This window comes from Micromonospora sp. NPDC047740 (genome assembly GCF_043204735.1).
Taxonomy (GTDB): Bacteria; Actinomycetota; Actinomycetes; order Mycobacteriales; family Micromonosporaceae; genus Micromonospora.
In genome coordinates this window covers 111,150-131,249 of sequence record NZ_JBIDCT010000012.1, presented here as the reverse complement: position 1 = coordinate 131,249, position 20,100 = coordinate 111,150, and the positions used below count along the sequence as shown (strand labels likewise).

Annotated in this window: 18 protein-coding genes; 14 read left to right on the top strand and 4 right to left on the bottom strand. The window is 72.3% G+C overall.

Features of this window, described 5'->3' with window-relative positions:
- Positions 1–23 precede the first annotated feature (23 nt).
- Positions 24–1,103, top strand: coding sequence for an inositol-3-phosphate synthase (locus ACGF4F_RS22830; RefSeq protein WP_357434408.1), 1,080 nt, complete (start codon positions 24–26; stop codon positions 1,101–1,103).
- A gap of 81 nt (positions 1,104–1,184) precedes the next feature.
- Here the strand turns inward: ACGF4F_RS22830 and ACGF4F_RS22825 are convergent, their stop codons facing one another.
- Entirely contained in the window at positions 1,185–1,664 is a 480-nt protein-coding gene (locus tag ACGF4F_RS22825) for a methylated-DNA--[protein]-cysteine S-methyltransferase (RefSeq protein WP_393080042.1), read from the bottom strand.
- Between the two features lie 161 nt (positions 1,665–1,825).
- On the opposite strand from ACGF4F_RS22825, the gene ACGF4F_RS22820 reads away from it, so the two are divergent.
- The 4 genes from ACGF4F_RS22820 to ACGF4F_RS22805 are packed head-to-tail and all read left to right on the top strand — an operon-like array spanning position 1,826 to position 5,547.
- Positions 1,826–2,347: a SigE family RNA polymerase sigma factor gene (locus ACGF4F_RS22820; protein WP_073836983.1), complete on the top strand. Its 522-nt coding sequence runs from the start codon at positions 1,826–1,828 to the stop codon at positions 2,345–2,347.
- Positions 2,344–3,453, top strand: a complete 1,110-nt coding sequence (locus ACGF4F_RS22815; protein ID WP_393080039.1) for a TolB family protein — start codon at positions 2,344–2,346, stop codon at positions 3,451–3,453. The genes ACGF4F_RS22820 and ACGF4F_RS22815 overlap by 4 nt, the downstream gene beginning before the upstream one ends.
- A 39-nt stretch (positions 3,454–3,492) precedes the next feature.
- Positions 3,493–4,014 carry a hypothetical protein gene (locus tag ACGF4F_RS22810; RefSeq protein WP_393080244.1) on the top strand — a complete coding sequence of 174 codons (522 nt, stop codon included), beginning with the start codon at positions 3,493–3,495 and terminating at the stop codon, positions 4,012–4,014.
- Between the two features lie 27 nt (positions 4,015–4,041).
- Positions 4,042–5,547 carry an SPFH domain-containing protein gene (locus ACGF4F_RS22805; RefSeq protein WP_357434411.1) on the top strand — a complete coding sequence of 502 codons (1,506 nt, stop codon included), beginning with the start codon at positions 4,042–4,044 and terminating at the stop codon, positions 5,545–5,547.
- 108 nt (positions 5,548–5,655) lie between these two features.
- On the opposite strand, the gene ACGF4F_RS22800 is transcribed toward ACGF4F_RS22805, so the two are convergent.
- Positions 5,656–7,116 carry a CCA tRNA nucleotidyltransferase gene (locus ACGF4F_RS22800; RefSeq protein WP_393080035.1) on the bottom strand — a complete coding sequence of 487 codons (1,461 nt, stop codon included), beginning with the start codon at positions 7,114–7,116 and terminating at the stop codon, positions 5,656–5,658.
- A 132-nt stretch (positions 7,117–7,248) separates the two neighbouring features.
- Between ACGF4F_RS22800 and murJ the strand changes: the two genes are divergently transcribed.
- From murJ to ACGF4F_RS22765, 7 genes are all read left to right on the top strand, one after another.
- Entirely contained in the window at positions 7,249–8,988 is a 1,740-nt protein-coding gene (gene murJ, locus ACGF4F_RS22795; RefSeq protein ID WP_357434413.1) for a murein biosynthesis integral membrane protein MurJ, read from the top strand.
- Positions 8,989–9,518: 530 nt separating this feature from the next.
- The gene (locus ACGF4F_RS22790) at positions 9,519–11,129 is read left to right on the top strand and encodes a protein kinase family protein (RefSeq protein WP_393080031.1); all 1,611 of its coding nucleotides are present in this window, start codon (positions 9,519–9,521) and stop codon (positions 11,127–11,129) included.
- A 43-nt stretch (positions 11,130–11,172) separates the two neighbouring features.
- The gene (sigM, locus tag ACGF4F_RS22785; RefSeq protein ID WP_393080028.1) at positions 11,173–11,904 is read left to right on the top strand and encodes an RNA polymerase sigma factor SigM; all 732 of its coding nucleotides are present in this window, start codon (positions 11,173–11,175) and stop codon (positions 11,902–11,904) included.
- Positions 11,901–12,947 (top strand): hypothetical protein, encoded by a 1,047-nt coding sequence (locus ACGF4F_RS22780; RefSeq protein ID WP_393080025.1) that lies wholly within the window; start codon positions 11,901–11,903, stop codon positions 12,945–12,947. Before sigM ends, ACGF4F_RS22780 begins: the two co-directional genes overlap by 4 nt.
- 178 nt (positions 12,948–13,125) lie before the next feature.
- A complete protein-coding gene (gene trxB / locus ACGF4F_RS22775) occupies positions 13,126–14,079 on the top strand; it encodes a thioredoxin-disulfide reductase (protein WP_073836975.1) in 954 nt (317 codons plus the stop codon).
- A gap of 38 nt (positions 14,080–14,117) precedes the next feature.
- Positions 14,118–14,441 (top strand): thioredoxin, encoded by a 324-nt coding sequence (gene trxA / locus ACGF4F_RS22770; RefSeq protein ID WP_073836974.1) that lies wholly within the window; start codon positions 14,118–14,120, stop codon positions 14,439–14,441.
- A 195-nt stretch (positions 14,442–14,636) separates the two neighbouring features.
- A complete protein-coding gene (locus ACGF4F_RS22765) occupies positions 14,637–15,797 on the top strand; it encodes an N-acetylmuramoyl-L-alanine amidase (RefSeq protein ID WP_393080021.1) in 1,161 nt (386 codons plus the stop codon).
- Positions 15,798–15,832: 35 nt separating this feature from the next.
- On the opposite strand, the gene ACGF4F_RS22760 is transcribed toward ACGF4F_RS22765, so the two are convergent.
- Positions 15,833–16,498, bottom strand: coding sequence for a GNAT family N-acetyltransferase (locus tag ACGF4F_RS22760; RefSeq protein WP_073837123.1), 666 nt, complete (start codon positions 16,496–16,498; stop codon positions 15,833–15,835).
- Positions 16,499–16,905: 407 nt separating this feature from the next.
- Here ACGF4F_RS22760 and ACGF4F_RS22755 point away from each other — a divergent pair, with 407 nt between their 5' ends.
- Together ACGF4F_RS22755 and ACGF4F_RS22750 are read left to right on the top strand one after the other, a co-directional pair.
- Complete coding sequence (locus ACGF4F_RS22755) at positions 16,906–18,219, top strand: PLP-dependent aminotransferase family protein (protein ID WP_357434419.1); 1,314 nt, start codon at positions 16,906–16,908, stop codon at positions 18,217–18,219.
- Between the two features lie 7 nt (positions 18,220–18,226).
- Positions 18,227–19,225: a D-alanine--D-alanine ligase gene (locus ACGF4F_RS22750; RefSeq protein ID WP_357434420.1), complete on the top strand. Its 999-nt coding sequence runs from the start codon at positions 18,227–18,229 to the stop codon at positions 19,223–19,225.
- A gap of 17 nt (positions 19,226–19,242) precedes the next feature.
- On the opposite strand, the gene ACGF4F_RS22745 is transcribed toward ACGF4F_RS22750, so the two are convergent.
- Positions 19,243–20,037 carry a hypothetical protein gene (locus ACGF4F_RS22745; protein WP_393080016.1) on the bottom strand — a complete coding sequence of 265 codons (795 nt, stop codon included), beginning with the start codon at positions 20,035–20,037 and terminating at the stop codon, positions 19,243–19,245.
- Positions 20,038–20,100: the final 63 nt, after the last annotated feature.

The following is a 20,100-nucleotide window of genomic DNA, read 5'->3' as shown; positions in this document are numbered from 1 at the left end:
GAAAGAAGAAGGAGGCAGACGCTATGGGCTCCGTCCGCGTCGCCATCGTCGGCGTAGGTAACTGCGCCTCGTCCCTCGTGCAGGGCGTGGAGTACTACCGCAACGCCGACCCGACCGACCGCGTCCCGGGTCTCATGCACGTCACCTTCGGCGACTACCACGTCTCCGACGTGAAGTTCGTCGCGGCGTTCGACGTGGACGCCAAGAAGGTGGGCATGGACCTCGCCGAGGCGATCGTCGCCAGCGAGAACAACACCATCAAGCTGTGCGACGTGCCGCCGACCGGGGTGACCGTGCAGCGCGGCCCGACCTTCGACGGTCTCGGCCAGTACTACCGGGAGATCATCGAGGAGTCGGACGCCGAGCCGGTCGACGTGGCCCAGGCGCTGCGCGACGCGCAGGTCGACGTGGTCGTCTCCTACCTGCCGGTGGGCTCCGAGCAGGCCGACAAGTTCTACGCCCAGGCGGCGATCGACGCGGGCTGCGCGTTCGTGAACGCCCTGCCGGTCTTCATCGCCTCCGACCCGGAGTGGGCGAAGAAGTTCTCCGACGCCGGCCTGCCGATCGTCGGTGACGACATCAAGAGCCAGGTGGGCGCCACCATCGTGCACCGCGCCCTGGCGAAGCTCTTCGAGGACCGCGGGGTCGAGTTGCTGCGCACGTACCAGCTCAACTTCGGCGGCAACATGGACTTCATGAACATGCTGGAGCGCAACCGCCTGGTCTCGAAGAAGATCTCGAAGACCCAGTCGGTGACCTCCCAGATCCCGCACGAGATGGCCAAGAGCGACGTGCACATCGGCCCGTCGGACCACGTGCCGTGGCTCGACGACCGCAAGTGGGCGTACATCCGCCTGGAGGGCCGCTCCTTCGGCGACACCCCGCTCAACGCGGAGCTCAAGCTCGAGGTGTGGGACTCGCCGAACTCGGCCGGCGTCATCATCGACGCCGTCCGGGCCGCGAAGATCGCGCTGGACCGGAAGATCGGTGGCCCGATCCTCTCCGCCTCCTCGTACTTCATGAAGTCCCCGCCGAAGCAGTACGCCGACCACGACGCGCACGCCGCCGTCGAGGCGTTCATCAAGGGCGAGGTCGAGCGCTGACGCGCTGACCGTCGCACCGTCGAGGGCCGGGTCCGCCGCGGACCCGGCCCTTCGCGCGTCCCGGCCGGTCTGCCGGGTACGTCAGGACCAGGCGCGTTGCAGGGCCACGCCCGCTTCCAACTCCAGCAGCGTCACCTTGCGCGGCAGGCCGCCGCCGAAGCCGACCAGCTTGCCGCCGGCACCGACGATCCGGTGGCAGGGCACGATCACCGGCACCGGGTTCCGGTTGCAGGCCACCCCGACCGCCCGGGCCCCGCCCGGGTCCCCGACCGCCTTCGCCACCTCGCCGTAGGTCCGCGTCTCCCCGTAGGGGATGAGGGTCATCTCCCGCCACACCGCGCGCTCGAACTCCGACCCCCGGGGCGCCACCACCGGCACGGTGAACTCGGTCAGCTCACCGGCGAAGTACGCGCGCAGCTCGGCCAGCGCGCGGGCGGCCACCTCGTCGCCAGGACGGTCGGTCGCCGACTCCACCCGGCCGAAGTGCGCCCCGCGGACAGCCTCGTCGTCGGTGGCGACGGAGAACTCCCCGATCGGCGAGTCGAGCACGGTCCAATGCATGACCCGATTGTCCCGCCCGGAGCCCGGCCGCCACCACCAGCCTCACCGTCCGAGCAGCGCGACACCGAGCAGCGCCCCGCTGACGCTGAGGTTTCACCACTTCTCCGATCGATGGGGCAATATTCCGCGGGCGACGCGCGTCTTCCATACGGAGGTGGGCGGTGGCAGAGGTGACCGACGGGGAGTTCACCGCGTTCGTCAACGAACGGGGGCCCGCCCTGCTGCGCGTCGCGTACGCGCTCGCCGGGAACCAGCACGCGGCGGAGGACCTGCTGCAGAACGCCCTGGCCAAGGCGTACGCACGCTGGCCGCGGATCCGGGGCGACGCCGAGCCGTACGTGAAACGGATCCTCTACCACGACCAGATCTCCGGCTGGCGGCGCCGCTCGCGGCGCCTGGAGGTCCCGGTCGCGGAGCTGCCGGAGCGGGCCGCGGTGGGGGACAGCGGCGACGACAGCGACCTGCGGCTGCTGCTGCGGGCGGCGCTTCGGTCGCTGCCGCCCCGGCAGCGGGCCGTGCTGACCCTGCGCTACCTGGAGGACCTCAGCGTCGAGCAGACCGCGGCGCTCCTCGGCTGCAGGGCCGGCACGGTGGCCAGCCAGTCCGCCAAGGCGCTGGCCCGGCTGCGCAAGTTGGTGCCGGGGCTGGACGAACTGACGAGCCGCGCGGAGGTGACGCGATGAGCCGGGCCCTCGACGCGACCCTGCGGGCGGCCGTGCACGACCTCGCCGACGGGGTCCGGCCAGCCCCCGACCTGGCCGCCGGCGCGCTCGGCCGGGGTCGCCGGCTGCGTCGCCGCCGGCGGGTCACCGCAGCCGGTGCCGCCCTGCTGGCGGTCGTCGCCGTGACACTGCCCTTCGTGCTGCTCCGGCCGAGGCCGGCCGCGCACCCTGCCACGCCGCCCGTGACGGCCACCGCCACCCCCTCACCGACCATGCTGCCCATGTCGGGGCCGGACTGGACGAAGAAGCCGTTGCTGCTGCCCGGCGACTGGGTGGTGACCAGGGCGCAGGCCAGGGGCGGTTCCGGCACGGGCTTCCTGCTGGACCGGGGGCGGGGCCGCTACTACCCGACCGACCGCTACGACGGCATCTTCCCGGCGCCCACCGGCTCGCTCGTCGCGGTCACCGACGAAACCCGCCCCCGCGACGTCGGCCTGATCGACCTCACCGACGGAAACACCCGCTGGTACGAGGTGGGCCGGGCGCTCTCCAACCCGCAGTGGTCGCCAGACGGCCGTCGGCTGCTCTTTACCACCCAGCAGGTCGACCGCTTCGGCTTCATCGTGCTCGGCACGGACGGCACCAGGCACACATACCCGGTGAACAAGAGTGAGTTGCGCTTCCTCTGCACCGACTACTGCTTCTTCATCTGGACGCGCGACGGCCGGGAGGTGGCGCTGCAACAGACCGACCCGAACAAGTCCCGGTCCGAAGCGGCCCGCCACCCCCGCCGGGGCGTGCAGCTCTTCTCCGCCGACGACGGCCGGCCGACCCGGTTCGAGCCGATGCCTGGGGACCCTGCCGGCCCGTGGGCCTGGTCGCCGGACGGGAGGTTCGTCGTGGTGCAGGGGCAGCAGGAGCCGCTGCTGGTCGAGACGGCGACCGGGCGGGTGGTGAACCCGCTGCCCGCTGCCAACGTGGGCTGGGTCTCCGCCGACCGGCTGCTCTATCGCAGGCCGAACGGGTCGGGGGATTTCGTGCTCGCCGACCCCACCGGTCGGGAGCTGGTCCGTCAGCCACTGCCGAAACAGCTGGTCGATCTTGAGCTGACCGTTGCTCCGCGCTGAGCGTTCGGACAGCCGTCGACCTTGCGCGACATCGATACCGTGCAGGTCGTGGCCACGGGGACGCTCATCTTCCTGATCATCGGTGGGGTCGGGGTCGGCGTGCTGGCGCTCGCCCTGCTCGGTACCGAGCTGTTCACCTTCGGCCATCCGGACGTCGACGGTCCGGTGTCGCTGGAGGCGGTCGCCGGGTTCACCGGCGCGTTCGGCTTCGGCGCCGCCATCGTCAACGAACTGCTCGGCGGACGTACCCCCGGGATGATCGCGGCGGCGGTGGCCGGCGGCGTGTTCGCCGCGGTGCCCACCGGATGGCTGGCGACCCGGCTCAGCCGAGCGGCCCGCAACATGCGCACGGATCCCACGCCAACCCGGGACCATCTGGTCGGCGCGATCGGCCTGGTGGTGACCCCGGTCCCCGCCGGGGGCTACGGCGAGGTCCGGGTACGCCTCGCCGGCCAACCGGTCAAGCTCAACGCCCGCGCCGACCAGCCGATACCGGTCGGCGCCCGGATCTTCGTGGTCGAGGCGCTGAGCGAGACCAGCGTGCACGTCGAGACCTACTGATTCCCCCATCCAGAGACGGGAAGTCCCATGCTCCTGCTCGTCGCCATCGGCGGCGCGGTCCTCCTCGCCGTCCTCCTCATCCTCTTCGTGCTCTCCCGGATCAAAGTGGCCGGACCGAACGAGGCGTTCATCGTCACCGGCCGCAAGGGCCGGACCACCCAGACCGCCGACGGCGGACGCTCCACCGACATGTCCGGGCAGAAGGTCGTGCTCGGCGCGTCGGTCTTCGTCCTGCCCGTGGTGCAGAAGCTCCAGTCCCTCGATCTGTCCAGCCGCCGGATCGACGTCGGCATCCGGGGCGCGGTGAGCAAGCAGGGCATCCGGGCCGACCTGCATGGCGTCGCCATCGTCAAGGTCGGCGGCACCGAGGACGCGATCCGGGCCGCCGCCCAGCGGTTCCTGCACCAGCAGGACGAGATCGACAACTTCACCCGCGAGGTGCTGGCCGGTGCGCTGCGCTCGATCGTCGGCCGGCTCACCGTCGAGGAGGTCATCCGGGACCGGGCGGCGTTCGCCAGCGCGGTGGCCGAGGAGGCGGAGCACTCGATGACCAACCAGGGCCTGGTGCTGGACACCTTCCAGCTCCAGGACATCCTGGCCGAGGGGTCGTACCTGCAGGATCTGGGTCGGCCGGAGGCGGCCCGGGTGCTCAAGGACGCCGCCATCGCCGAGGCCCGGGCGCGGCAGCAGGCCGAGCAGGAGCGGCTGCTCGCCGAGGAGGCGATCGCCGAGGCGAACCGGAACCTGTCGCTCAAGCAGGCCGCCATCCAGGCCGAGATCGATGCCGCCAAGGCGAAGTCGGCGGCGGCCGGGCCGCTCGCCCAGGCCGAGCGGGACCAGGCGATCCTCTCCGAGCAGCAGAAGGTCGCCGAGCGGAACGCCGAGCTGAAGCAGCGCCAGCTCGACACCGAGGTGCGCAAGCCGGCCGACGCGGCCCGTTACAAGGTCGAGCAGGAGGCCGAGGCGGCCCGCAACGCGGCGGTGCTGCGGGCGGACGCCGAACGGCAGGCCACCATCGCCGCCGCACAGGCCGCCGCCGAGCAGGCCCGGCTCACCGGTGAGGGCGAGCGGGCCCGCCGGGCCGCGCTGGCCGAGGCGAACGCGATCGAGGGCGCCAAGGAGGGTGAGGCCGAGCAGCGGCGGCGTACCGCGATCGCCGAGGCGATCGAGCGCGAGGGCCAGGCCGAGGCCGCGGCCATCCTGGCGAAGGGGCAGGCGGAGGCGGAGGCAATGGGCCGCAAGGCCGAGGCGTTCGCCGCGTACGGCGAGGCCGCCGTGCTCGACCTGCTGGTCAAGGTGCTGCCGCAGGTGGTCGAGGCGGCCAGCGCGCCGATCGGCGCGATCGACAAGATGACCGTGATCTCCACCGACGGCGCCTCCTCGCTGACCAAGTCGGTCGCCGGCAACGTGGCCCAGGGCCTCCAGCTCGGCAGCGACCTCACCGGCATCGACCTCGCCGGGCTGCTCGCCAAGCTGGGCGGTACGCAGGCCAACGGCCGGACCGCGGTGGACAGCAGCGCGGTCGAGCACTGACCGGTGGCGGCCGGGCCCGCGGCGGGCCCGGCCGTCGCACCGGAGCAACGACGGCGCCCGCCGGAACCACCCCTGCTCAGGGGACTCCGGCGGGCGCCGTCGTGATCGTCAGTCGAGAACGCCCTGCTCCCGGGCCCACAGCAGCAGCGCCGCCTCGGCCTCCTCGCGGTCCAGCGGGCCGTGCTCCAGGCGCAGCTCCTTGAGGTGTTGCCACGCCTTGCCGACCAGCGGTCCCGGCGGCACGCCGAGCAGTTCCATGATCGCGTTGCCGTCCAGGTCGGGCCGGACCCGGGCCAGGTCCTCCTCGGCGGCGATCCGGGCGATCCGCTCCTCCAGCGCGTCGTAGTCGGCCGCGAGCTGGGCCGCCTTGCGCCGGTTGCGGGTGGTGACGTCCGAGCGGGTCAGCTTGTGCAACCGGGGCAGCAGGTCGCCGGCGTCGGTGACGTACCGGCGCACCGCCGAGTCGGTCCACTCGCCCCGGCCGTACCCGTAGAACCGCAGGTGCAGTGCGACCAGCTTGACCACCTGGGCGGTGACGTCCTTGGGGTAGCGCAGGGCCTTCATCCGGGCCTTGGTCAGCCGGGCGCCGACCACCTCGTGGTGGTGGAAGCTGACCCGGCCGTCCGGGCCGACCGCCTTGGTGGCCGGCTTACCGGCGTCGTGCATCAACGCGGCCATCCGGAGCACGAAGTCGCAGCCGTCCGACTCCAGCGCCATCGCGTTGCTGACCACGGTGAGGGTGTGCTCGTAGACGTCCTTGTGCTGGGCGTGCTCGTCGATCTCCAGCTTCAGGCTGGAGAGCTCGGGGATGAACCGGTCGGCCAGCCCGGTGTCGACCAGCAGCCGCAGCCCGGTGATCGGGTCCGCGCCGCAGAGCAGCTTGGTGAACTCGTCCCGGATCCGCTCGGCGGTGATCCGGTCCAGGTCGGCGGCCATCCGGGTCATCGCCTCGCGGACGTCTGGGTGGACCGCGAAGCGGAGCTGGGCGGCGAACCGGGCCGCGCGCAGCATCCGCAGCGGATCGTCGCCGAACGACTCCCGGGGCGTGCCCGGGGTACGGATGATCTTGGCGGCCAGGTCGGCCAGGCCGCCGTACGGGTCGGTGAACCGGTGGTCGGGGACGCTGACCGCCATCGCGTTGATGGTGAAGTCCCGGCGCTTGAGGTCGTCGACCAGGCTGGTGCCGTACTCGACGATGGGGTTGCGGCTGACCTGGTCGTACGCCTCCGCCCGGAAGGTGGTGATCTCCAGACGGAGCCCGGCGCGCTGGCAGCCGATGGTGCCGAACTCCCGCCCGGTCTCCCAGATCGACTCCGCCCAGCCCCGGACGATGTCGAGCGTCTGATCCGGGTGGGCGTCGGTGCAGAAGTCGAGATCCTCGCCGAGGCGACCGAGCAGCGCGTCCCGGACCGATCCGCCCACCAGGTGCAGTTCGTGACCGGCCCTGGCGAACCGCCGGCCGAGTTCGTCGGCGACCGGCGAGACGCGGAGCAGTTCGGCGACGGCGTTACGCTGCGCGGCGGTCAGCTCGCGGCGGTCGGCGGCGTGGGAGGCGGAGGCTTCGGACATGGGATCGCCAGCCTATCGGTCCGGGCCGGAGGGTACTGCGCCGGGCGTGGGTAAGCGGTCGAGGTTGACTAAGGTCATGGGCGTGCGGGCCCGGTGGTCCGGCTCCGACGTAGTACCCCTTGGAGGCTGGAGATGAGCGGCGGGCTGTACCGCAGCGCGAACGCGCACGGTGGCGGCCAGCCGCCGGACGACGGGGCCACCTTCATCTCCGCGGAGCCACTGAACCAGCCGGGCGTGGCGGCCACCGCGCCCCCGCAGGAGGTGGTCGCGGAGACCAGCGCCGCGGCGAACAGCGCGGTGATGGCGATCGGCAGCCTGGTCAGCCGGGGTACGGGCTTCGTCCGCAACCTGATGATCGGCGCCGCCCTCGGCAACGCGGTCGGCAACGTCTACACCACCGCCCAGTTCCTGCCGAACCAGGTGTACGAGTTCCTGCTCGGCGGCGTGCTCACCAGCGTGCTGATCCCGGTGCTGGTCCGGCGCCGCAAGATCGATCCGGACCGGGGCGAGGCGTACGCGCAGCGGCTGCTCACCCTCGCGGTGCTCGCGCTGGCCGGCGCCGCGCTGCTGGCGGTGGTCTCCGCACCGGTGCTCACCGCGATCTACGCCAGCGGCAAGGACGCCACATACAAGGGATTGGTCAACGACCTGTCCTACCTGATGCTGCCGATGCTGTTCTTCACCGGGGTGAGCGCGCTGATCGCCGCCGTGCTGAACACCCGGGGGCACTTCGCCGCACCCATGTGGGCGCCGATTCTGAACAACCTCGTGGTGATCGGCGTCTTCGGCCTGTACATCGGCGTCTACGGCGCCAAGGCGCTGCAGCCGGGGCAGATGACCCCTGGTCGGATCCTGCTGGTCGGCGGCGGCACCCTGCTCGGCGTGGCGGTGCAGGCCGCCGGCCTGCTGCCGGCGCTGCGCAAGGTCGGTTTCCGGTGGAAGTGGCGGTTCGACTTCCGCGAGCTGGGCCTGCGCGAGCTGGGCCGGCTCGGGGCGTGGATGTTCTGCTACGTCGCGATCAACCAGCTCGGCCTCTTCGTGGTGGTCAACCTGCTCACCCGGGCCGCCGGCAAGGAGAACGCCGGCCTGCTGATCTACAACAACGTCTTCCTGCTGCTGATGATGGCGCACGGCATCATCGCCGTCTCGATCATCACCGCGCTGATGCCCCGGATGAGCGCCGCCGCCGCCGAGGGCCGGTTCCGCGACGTCACCGCCGACCTGTCCCGGGGCACCCGGATGGTCAGCGCGGTCCTCGCCCCGGTCGCGGTCTGCTACGCGGTGCTGGCCGGCCCGATCTCGGTCGTGATCTTCCGGTATGGCGCCTTCACCGGCGAGAACGCGGTGGCCACCTCGACCGTGCTGCTGGTGGCGGCGGTCGGCCTGGTGCCGTTCGCGATCAGCCAGCTCTTCACCTTCGCCTTCTACGCGCTGCCGGACACCAAGACCCCCGCCATGATCAACATCCCGGTGGTGGCGCTGCGGGTGCTCCTCCAGATCGGCCTCTTCCTCGCCTTCTCGGCCACCTTCGCGGCCGCCGGCATGATGCTCGGCAACGCCATCTCCTACCTGGCGGCGGCGGTGGTCTCGGCGATGCTGCTGCGCCCCCGGGTGGGCCGGATCGGGCTGGGTGCGATCATGCGGACGCTGGGCCGGGTAGTCGTCGCCGCGCTGGGCGCGGCCCTGGTCGGGCTGCTGGTGGTCCGGCTGCTCCCCGGCGACCCGGCGAACCTGAGCTGGCTCGCCGCCGCGGTTCAGTTGGTGATCGGCGGCGTGGTGATCGGCGGGACGTACCTCGGGCTGGCCATGGCGCTGCGGATCGGTGAGATCACCGAGGTGGTCGGGATGGTCCGCCGCCGCCTCGGCCGCTGACCCGACCAACCTCGGCGACGGACAGTGAACGAGGATCACCAGCCTGGGGATACGGCTGTGGATAACTCGAAGTTTCCCGGCCCAGTGGGCCACTCGGCCTGTGGACAACCAACCGTAAGGATGAGGATGACCCTCCTGACCGGGGGAATCCGCCAAGGCGTCGCGGGGGCCTGCCCCACCGGGCGACGGCGCCAGGTCGCGGTGCGGCGCCAGACCGGCCTTCATTCGGTCCAGAGCACCGCGGCGGCCGAGTTGTGGCCGGCAGCCGAGCCGGAGTCGTCGAAGCCCCTGCGCCGACCAGTTGTCGCCAACCTCTAGATTGGCTGGTGCGTGTGCCAAGGCCGAAATGGGACGCGACCGTGACCCGGTCGACCGCCCCGGTCACTGGCGTCCCACCGGCTACGGCGGGAAGATGACATGTCGAGGAACCGGGCATCCCGGGTAAGGTCGGTCTCGACGGGTACGGCAGGTGCCGACGGGGACGTCGACGCCGGTGTGCCGGTTCCTTCGATGGCAGAGCAGGAAGCCACATGCCCAGCAGCACGGGTCCATCGATCGACACGATCACCGAGGGAGGACGGGTGACCCAGGTCGGCGAGGGTCAGGAGGCGGAGGAGACTGCCCCTCCGGTCATGACCTTCGGTGCTCCCACGGTCGGTGAGCTGCTTGCCGAGCGGTATGAGCTGGTCGAGCACATCAACAACGACAGTGCGGGTCGGCTGGTGTGGCGCGGTGTCGACGTCGTGCTGCGCCGTCCCGTCGCGGTGGTCCTCCGCTACCCGGGTGGCGACTCCGCCACCGAGATGCTCCAGGCCGCCGTCGCGGCCAGCCGGGTGATCCACCCCAATCTGGTCGGCGTCTACGACGCCATCGACGAGGCCGACCGGGCGTACGTCGTGCGCGAGTGGGTGGACGGCCAGTCCCTGCGCGAGATGGTCGCCGCCGACGGTCCGCTGGACCCGGCCCGGGCGACCGCCATCGGCAACGCCGTGGCCAGCGCCCTCGCCGCGGTGCACGCCACCGGCATGGTGCACGGCAACCTGCATCCCGGCACGGTCATGATCAGCGACGACGGCCGGGTGGTGCTCGCGGACGCGCGTACCGACGGCGCGGACAGCCAGGAGAACGACCTCCGGGCGGTCGGCGGGGTGCTCTACTTCGCCCTGACCGGGCACTGGCCGCACGGCGAGGCCCCGCTGCACGGCGCCACCGCCGGGCACGGCCGCGCCGCGATCCCGGACGCGGTCCGCGACGCCAGCGGCGCCATCGCCGCACCCCGGCAGGTACGCGCCGGCGTGCCGGCGTACCTCGACGACCTCACCATGGACCTGCTCGACCCGGAGATCGCCCCGCCGTCGTCGGACGTGCTGGCCGCCGAGCTGAGCCGGCTGGACGTCCCCACCGACGACCACTTCCTGGAGCCGACCGGCCCGCTGCGCTTCACCGCCGAACCGGGCGAGGAGCCGTCGCCGCTGGCCGTCGCCGGTGGCCGCAAGGTGGCCGTGGGCGTCGCCGGGCTGCTGGCGGTGGCCCTGGTCGGGCTGCTCATCGGGATCAGCATGCTCGGCGGCGACGACAAGAAGCAGCCGACCGAGCCGGTGGCCCGTCCGTCCAGCAGCGCGCCCGCCGGGGCCGGGAGCACGCCGGCCGCCCAGGTCCGCAAGCTCACCATCCAGGACGTCCGGATCATCGACCCGGAGAGCCGGGACCGCGCCGAGGTGAAAAACGCCGAAAAGGTGATCGACGGCGACGAGAACGAGGGCTGGGCGACCGCCAGCTACCGGAACAACGGCAAGTTCGGCGGGCTGAAGAAGGGCATGGGGGTCTGGATCGACCTGGGTGCCCCGCACACGGTCAAGTCGCTGGAGGCCGTGCTGTCGTCCCCCGGCGCCTCGGCCCAACTGCTCGCGGGGACCAAAGACTTCCCGTCCAGCAAGCTCGGCGACACGCAACTCGTCGCCAGCTACACGACCCAGATCGGCCAGCCGTTCGAGAAGTACGGCACCACAATGACGTTCACCGGATTCGACCCGGAGCAGAAGTACCGCTACCTGCTCTTCTGGATCACCGAGCTGCCGGAGAAGGACAGCGGGGACGGCTGGAAGCTGGGGGTCCAGGAGATCACGGTCCAGGGGTCGTGAACCGTCGGCCGCGGCTTCCGCGCCGCCTCGCGTGGACGTGGTGATGGCGGGTCGCGGGGGGCGGACGCCCGAGCCGTCGACCGGGGACGGACCGCTGGCCGGGGCTTCCGACCTCGATCTGCTGCGCGCGCACGTCGCCGGCGACCGGGACGCCTTCACCGAGCTGTTCCACCGGCACCGGGACCGGCTCTGGGCGGTGGCCCTGCGTACCCTCGGCGACCGCGAGGAGGCCGCCGACGCGCTCCAGGACGCCCTGCTGTCGGCGCACCGCGCGGCGGCCCGGTTCCGCGGCGACTCGGCGGTGACCACCTGGCTGCACCGGATCGTGGTGAACGCCTGCCTGGACCGGATGCGGCGACGCCAGACGCACGCCACCATCCCGCTGCCGGACGGCGTGCACACCGACGGGGAGCCCGGCCGGCACACCGGCGGGGTGGAGCCGGCCGCCCCGGCCCCCGACCACGACACCGCCCTGGTGGTTCGCCAGGCCCTGGCCGAACTGCCGGTCGAGCAGCGGGCCGCGCTGGTCCTGGTGGACGTGCAGGGCTATCCGGTGGCCGAGGTGGCCCGGATCCTCGGTGTCGCCGAGGGGACGGTGAAGAGCCGCTGCGCCCGCGGGCGGGCCCGGCTGGCCGTGCTCCTCGGGCACCTGCGTACCGGTTCCGACGAGAAGAGGGACGTGCCGCGCGTCACCGGGGGGAACCCCCGACCGCCCGAGGGCGTCGGATCGACGTCGGGGTGGTCCCGGCGGGACGCCAGCCAGGAGGAGACGTGACTTCCCGGGAGTTCAGCGGGGTCGACCCCGACCTGCTCGCCGACTACGTCGGCGGCGCGCTGGACGGCACCCCGGAGCAGGCCACGGTGGCCCGGCTGATCGAGTCGGACCCGGCCTGGGGCGACGCGTACGCCTCGCTGGCGCGGGCGGTCGACCTGGTCCACGCCGACCTGGCCGACTGGGCCGCCGCCCCCGCGCCGGAGCTGCCGCTGGCCGTGGCGGAGCGGATCACGGCGGCGCTCTCCGGCGCCGGGCCGGCCCCGACCGACGCCGCCGGGTCCGACGCCGAGGAACCGGCCGGCGCGCCCGCGCCGGGCGACCACGAGATCGTCGGTTCGGATCCGGACTCCTCCCGTCCGGCCGAGGTCCGCGCCGCTCGGACGTCGCCGCCGGCCGTCGTGCCGACGCAGCCCCGGCGGGCGGACGGGGCGACGCGGCCGGCCGAACGCCCGGCCCGCAACACGGGACCGGGCCGGCGCTCCCGGCGCTGGGCCCGGATCGCCGGGCCGGTCGCCCTGGCGGCCGCCTCGGTCACCGCGGTCGGGTTCGGGATCAGCCACCTGGTCGGCGCCAACCGCGGCGTGACGTCGATGGCGGACAACGCCGGGCCGGCCGCCGGCCGGGCGCAGCCGGAGCTGGCCACGGCGGCCGGCGCGCCCTTCCGGACCGCCGCACCGCCCCAGCACAGCGGCACCGACTACAGCCCGGACCAGTTGCTCGGGAGCATCATGACGCTCGCCTCGCCCTCGGCGGTTCACGGGCCGGGGTTGGCGCCCGACGACCGGCGCCAGTCCGACGCGGCCGGGCTGGAGCGGCTCACCCGCCCGGAGGCGCTGGAGTCCTGCCTCGGGGCGATCAGCGCCGAGCACCGAGCCGGGTTGATCACCCTCGATCTGGTCGACTACGCGTCGTTCCAGGGCCGGCCGGCACTCGTCGTCACCTTCGTCGACGGGAGTGGCGAGCGCTGGGCGTGGGTGAGCGGAGCCGAGTGCGGGGTGCCCGGGTCCGGCGCGGACACCCGCTTCCGCACCCGGGTAGGGTGAGGCCACGGTCACCCGGGCGTGTCCCGCCACGTGACGTGACCCACCGGATGACCGGCTCGGGAATCCCCACTTCGTACGATGACGTTCTGCAAGTCAGGCGCCGACGCCGCTGAGCCGTCGGCACTCGGGATCGACATCGGTGCGCGCCGGTGACGAACACACACATCGGGAGACGGCAGTGGACGAGGTCCGCAACCTGATCATCATCGGCTCCGGGCCGGCCGGTTACACGGCGGCGGTCTATGCCGCGCGCGCCAACCTCAAGCCGCTCGTCATCGAGGGCGTGCAGTCCGGTGGCGCGCTGATGACGACCACCGAGGTGGAGAATTTCCCCGGTTTCGCGGACGGCATCCTCGGCCCCGAGCTGATGGACAACATGCGTAAGCAGGCCGAGCGGTTCGGTGCCGAGTTCCTGACCGACGACGTGACCCGGGTCGAGCTCAAGGACACCGGCGAGACCGGCTCGGACGCGGTGAGCACCGTCTGGGTGGGCGGGACGGCCTACCGGGCGAAGGCCGTCATCCTCTCCACCGGCTCCGCCTGGCGCCCGCTGGGCGTGCCGGGTGAGCAGGAGTACCTCGGCCACGGCGTGTCGTCCTGCGCCACCTGCGATGGCTTCTTCTTCCGCAACCAGCACATCGTGGTGGTCGGCGGCGGCGACTCGGCGATGGAGGAGGCCAGCTTCCTCACCCGGTTCGCCGAGTCGGTGACGATCATCCACCGCCGGGACTCGTTCCGCGCCAGCAAGATCATGGCCGACCGCGCGCTCGCCAACGACAAGATCAAGGTCGAGTGGAACACCGTGGTCGAGGAGATCCTCGGCGACGACGGCAAGGTCAGCGGCGTCCGGGTGCGGAACGTGCACACCGGCGAGGCCAAGGTGCTCGACGTCACCGGGGTCTTCGTGGCGATCGGCCACGACCCGCGCAGTGAGCTCTTCCGCGGGCAGATCGAACTCGACGACGAGGGGTACGTGAAGGTGCAGGCGCCGAGCACGCGGACGAACGTGCCGGGCGTCTTCGCCGCCGGTGACGTGGTCGACCACACCTACCGGCAGGCGATCACGGCGGCCGGTACGGGTTGCGCCGCCGCCCTGGACGCCGAGCGCTTCATCGCCACCCTGCAAGGCTGAGAAACATCTTCAGAAAAGTCCCGGAGGAGGGGTTCATAGTGGGAGCAACCAAGGCGGTCACCGACGCGAGCTTCGCGAGCGACGTGCTGAAGTCCGACAAGCCGGTCCTGGTCGACTTCTGGGCGGAGTGGTGCGGCCCGTGCCGCAAGGTCTCGCCGCTGCTCGAGGAGATCGCGGGCGAGATGGGTGACCAGGTCACCATCGTCAAGCTCAACATCGACGAGAACCCCGAGACCGCGCGGACGTACCGGGTGATGTCCGTGCCGACCCTTACCATCTTCAAGAACGGCGAGCCGGTGCAGTCCATCGCCGGCGCCAAGCCCAAGGGCGAGCTGGTCAAGCTCATCGAGTCGGCGCTCTGAGCCGATCGACGACCACCGGAACCCCCGTCGCCACCCGGCGGCGGGGGTTCCTGCTTCCCTGCTCGAGTATCCCGACCTGCCCGAACGGGAAGCCGATAGTGACCGGCCACGGTACGCTCCGTAAGCGTCCCCAGCCATGGGGGCCACCTCCGTCGGAGTCTCCGGCCAGCCAGTGTCCGTGCAGAGGGGGTCGTCGTGCGTCCCATCCGACCCGGTGACCGGGGACCCGCGGTGACCGAGATCCGTACCGTCCTCACCGGCCTCGACCTGCTTTCGGCCGATGGCAAGGGCGACGACTTCGACGCCGAGACCGAGCGCGCCGTCCGGGCGTTCCAGCAGTCCCGCGGGCTGAGCGTGGACGGCCGGGTCGGGGCGGAGACCTGGCGGGCGCTGGACGCGGCCCGCTGGCGGTTCGGCGCCCGGACCCTGTACCACGCGGTGCCCGAGCCGCTGATCGGCGAGGACGTCCGGTCGCTCCAGGAACGCCTCCTGGAGATGGGGTACGACGTCGGCCGGGCCGACGCCATCTACGGCATCCGCACCTCCCGGGCGGTCGCCCAGTTCCAACGGGAAATGGGGCTGAAGCCGGACGGCGCGTGCGGCCCGCACACCATGAACGCGCTGCGCCGCCTCGGCCGGAAGGTGGTGGGCGGGCGGCCGCAGTGGCTGCGCGAGTCCGACGCCATCCGCCAGGCCGGGCCGACGCTGGTCGGGCGAACCGTGGTGATCGACCCGGGACACGGCGGCACCGACCCGGGGGTGGTGGTGCCGGACGGCCTGCTCCGCTGGACCGAGGCGGACATCGTGCACGACCTGGCCAGCCGGCTGGAGGGGCGGCTCGCCGCAGCCGGCGTACGGGTGCAGCTCACCCGCGGCCCGTCGCCGGAGACCTGCCTGCCGGACGCCGATCGTGCCCAGCTCGCCAACTCGCTCGGCGCGGACGTCTTCATCTCGCTGCACACCGACGGGCACGCCAACCCGGCGGCCAACGGGGTGGCCACCTACCACTACGGCACCGACAACGGCGTCACCTCGGCGACCGGGGAGCGGCTGGCCGGGCTGGTGCAGCGGGAGATCGTGGCCCGGACCGGGCTGCAGAACTGCCGTACCCACGCCAAGGCGTGGGATCTGCTGCGGCTGACGCGGATGCCGGCGGTCCGGGTCGAGGTGGGCTACCTGACCTCACCGGAGGATCGGGGCCGGCTGGTCGACCCGCGGTTCCGGGACAAGGTCGTCGAGGCCATCGTCGCCGCCGTGCAGCGGATGTACTTCCCGATCGAGCGGGACGTGCCCACCGGCTCCATCGACGTGAGTGAGCTGCGGGCGATCGTCGCCGCCGGCACGGTGGTGGACTGACGGCGCGGAGCCGCCACAGTGCGGGCTGGGCCGGGTCAGCGCATCGACCGGGTGGCCGGGGCGGGACGCACCGGCCGGAGCAACGTCTCCGGGCTCATCGAGCCGAGCAGCTTCTCCAGCGCGTACTCGACGTCGGACTTCCAGCTGAGCGCGGTGCGCAACTCCAGCCGCAGGCGAGGGTAACGGGGGTGCGGGCGGACCGTCTTGAACCCCACCGAGAGGAAGAAGTCGGCCGGCGCGAGGCAGGCCCGGGTGGGGTCGTCCCCGTCGTCCCCGAACTTCGCGTCGCCGAACGCCTCGATCGCCTTGATGCCGCGTTTGGTGAGGTCCCGGGCCACGCCCTGAACCAGCATCCGGCCCAGGCCGCCGCCGGCGAAGGCGGGCACCACGTTGGCGGTCATCAGCAGCGCGGCGTCCGCCGAGACCGGCGAGGTGGGGAAGGCCATCGAGCGTGGAACGTAGGCCGGCGGGGCGTACATGACGAAACCGGCCGGCATGCCGTCGACGTACGCGAGTTTGCCGCAGGAGCCCCATTCCAGCAGCGTCTGGGAGATCCAGGCCTCCTTCTCCAGCCCGGGGTCGCCGGCGGCGCACGCCCGATCGGCGGAGACGGGGTCCAGCTCCCAGTAGACGCACTGCCGGCACGGGCGGGGCAGGTCCTCGAGAGTGTCGAGGGTCAGACTGACCAGACGTCGCGACATGAGCGCCATCCCCACCAGTAGGCTCGGAGCGGGAACCAGCGACGGCTCCAGGTCGCGGCGCGGCGTCAGACCGGCCGTCATTCGGTCCGGACCGCTGCCCGGCGGCGCGGAGGCCGAACTATGGCCACCAGCCGAGCTGGAGTTGCCGGAGCTGACCACTCCGCCGCGTCCCTGCCCCCGACGAGCGATCGTACGCCGTTGTCCGCCGGTACGGGAGAGGACGCGCGTAGGCCCACCCGGGACGGGGAGGGCCGGTCCGGGATGTGGACTTTCTTCACATGGCGGCGCAGGTGGTGGGGGTCACGGACTACGATCGACCAACCGGTGTCCCGGGCCGCCATGGTTGCCGGTATCGCGGGTACCACATCCGGGCGGCAGCCCCGCCGACACCCGATCGAGGTGATGTCATGACCGGCACGACGCTCGACGACTACACCGACCGGTACGCCCGCCGGGTCCGGGGGATGACGGCCTCCGAGATCCGGGCACTCTTCGCGGTGGCCAGCCGGCCGGAGGTGGTCTCACTCGCCGGTGGGGCCCCGTACATCGCGGCGCTGCCGCTGGACGCGGTCGGCGAGATGCTCGGCCGGCTCGGCTCCGAGCACGGCGTCACCACCCTGCAGTACGGCATCGGTCAGGGCACCCTGGAGCTGCGCGAGCGCATCTGCGAGGTGATGTCCCTCTCCGGGATCGACGCCTCGTGCGGTGCCTCGCCCGAGGACGTGGTGGTCACCGTCGGCGGCCAGCAGGCGCTCGACCTGGTGGCCCGGCTCTTTCTGGACCCGGGCGACGTGGTGCTCGCCGAGGGACCGACGTACGTCGGCGCGCTCGGGGTGTTCCAGGCTGCCCAGGCCCAGGTGGCCCACGTGCCGATGGACGAGCAGGGGCTGATTCCGGAGGCGCTGGAGAGCGCCATCGCCGACCTGGCCCGCGCCGGCCGGCGGGTGAAGTTCCTCTACACCATCCCGACCTACCAGAACCCGACCGGCGTGACGCTGAGCGAGGAGCGGCGCGAGCGGGTGCTCGACATCTGCGAGCGGGCCGGCCTGCTGGTGGTCGAGGACGACCCGTACGGCCAACTCGGTTTCGAGGGGGACGCGCCCGCGCCGCTGCGGGCCCGCCGGCGGGACGGGGTCTTCTACCTGAGCACCTTCTCCAAGACCTTCGCCCCCGGCCTGCGGGTGGGTTGGATCCTCGCGCCGCACGCGGTCCGCGACAAACTGGTCATCGCCAGCGAGGCGCAGATCCTCTGCCCCAGCGGTTACGCACAGGCCGCCGTCTCGACGTACCTCGGCACCATGCCCTGGCGGGAACAGCTCAAGGTCTACCGGGAGGTCTACCGCGAGCGCCGGGACGCCATGCTCGCCGCGCTGGAGGATCTGATGCCGGCCGACACTACCTGGACCAACCCGGGCGGCGGCCTGTTCGTGTGGGCGACCCTGCCCGACGGGCTCGACTCGAAGGCGATGATGCCGCGGGCGATCTCGGCCCGGGTCGCGTACGTGCCGGGCACCGGCTTCTACGCCGACGGCGCCGGCAGCGGCAACATGCGGCTCAACTTCTCCTTCCCGTCGCCGGAGCGGATCCGGGAGGGCGTCCGCCGGCTGGCCGGCGTGATGGAGCAGGAGATCGCGATGCGCCGGGTCTTCGGCGCGGTCGGCGGCTCGGGGCCGCGGCGTCGGCAGGGCGGCTCGGACGCGCCCGGTCCCGACTTGGCATGATTCCCGCATGGCCCTCAGCCCTGCCGAGCACACTTCCGTGACCGAATCCGCCGTCACCGACGAGCTGCACGTGCTGGTGCTCGCCGGTGGACTCTCGTACGAGCGGGACGTCTCCCTGCGATCCGGCCGGCGCGTGCTCGACGCGCTGCGGGCGGTCGGTGTGGAGGCCGAACTGCGGGACGCGGACGTGGCCCTGTTGCCCGCCCTGGCCGCCGACCCACCGGATGCCGTGGTGATCGCACTGCACGGCGCCACCGGCGAGGACGGCTCGCTGCGCGGGGTGCTCGACCTGTGCGGCGTGCCCTACGTCGGCTGCGACGCCCGGGCCTCCCGGCTCGCCTGGGACAAGCCGTCGGCCAAGGCCGTGCTGCGCGAGGCCGGCATCCCCACCCCCGACTGGGTGGCCCTGCCGCACGACCGCTTCTCCGAGCTGGGCGCGGTGGCCGTGCTGGACCGGATCGCCGACCGGCTCGGCCTGCCGCTGATGATCAAGCCGGCGCAGGGTGGCTCCGGACTGGGCGCCGCGGTGGTCCGGGACGCCGCGTCGCTGCCGGCCGCCATGGTCGGTTGCTTCGCGTACGACCAGACCGCGCTGGTGGAGCGCTACGTGCCCGGGATGGACGTGGCGGTCTCGGTGGTGGACCTAGGCGAGGGACCGCAGGCGCTGCCTCCGGTCGAGATCGTGCCGCGCAACGGCGTGTACGACTACGCCGCCCGCTACACCGCCGGCCGGACCACCTGGCACGCACCCGCCCGATTGGACCGGGAGACGACCGAGCGGGTGGCCGAGGTGGCGCTCGCCGCCCACGGCGCACTCGGCCTGCGCGACCTCTCCCGGGTCGATCTGATCGTCGACGCGGACGGCCAACCGCACGTGCTGGAGGTCAACGTCTCCCCGGGGATGACCGAGACCTCGCTGCTGCCGCTGGCCATCCAGGCCGCCGGGCTGGACTTCGGGCGGGTGCTCGGCGCACTGGTCACCCGGGCCGCCGCCCGTCGCCCGTAAATCGCCCGCTCGGTCGCTCAACCGGCGGGCTCCTTGCCCGCCGGCTCCTTGCCCGCCTGCTCCTTGCCCGCCTGCTCCTTGCCCGCTGCCGCTTGCTCGCGCTCCAGCTCGGTGCTCGCGGCCGGGTCGCTCTCCGGCTCCGGGATCTCCTCCGCCGCCTCGATCACCGACACGCTCTCCTCCTCCTCAGCCGTCACCCGCTCCGGGGACGGCGAGGAGAGGCTCGACGGAGCCTGCCACTGGATGCGGGGCGGCTCGGCGAGCGGGCGGCCGCCGAACTCGGCCAGCCACGCGGCGACCAGGGCCAGATTCTCCCGCCACTGCGACTCGGCGATCGGGGGCAGGATCGAGTCCCACAGGGAGAGGAACGTGCCGCGCAGTTGCAGGCGCCCGTACGGCCGCGCCAGGAACCACATGTGCAGGTGCGCCGAGCCGTCGCCCCAGCGGTTGACGTGTACCCGGGCGACGCCGTCCAGCGAGCGGATGGCCCGCTCCAGGCGGACGGTCATCACGCCCAGCTCGGCGGCGAGCAGGTTCGGCAGGTCGCCGAGATCGAGATGGGAGCGGGACTCCAGGATCAACACCATCGGCAGGCCGGTGGGTCGGTCCATCGCGCGCACCCGCCACCGCTCACCGACCCAGATGTACGCCTCGTCCGGGGCGTTGCAGGCGGTGCATTCCCGGTTTCCCTCGCCCCGGCGGGGCGGTTCGACCGGTACCGGATCGTCGAGCTGCTTGACACGGAGGTCGCCCTCGAAGGGGAAGGAGGGCCACTGGGTGAAGTCCGGCACTGAGGGAGGGGTGTCCTGCACGAGGCTGACCCTAACCGAGTCGGCGACGCCTGTCCCTACCCGTTTCGTCGGTTGACGAGCGTC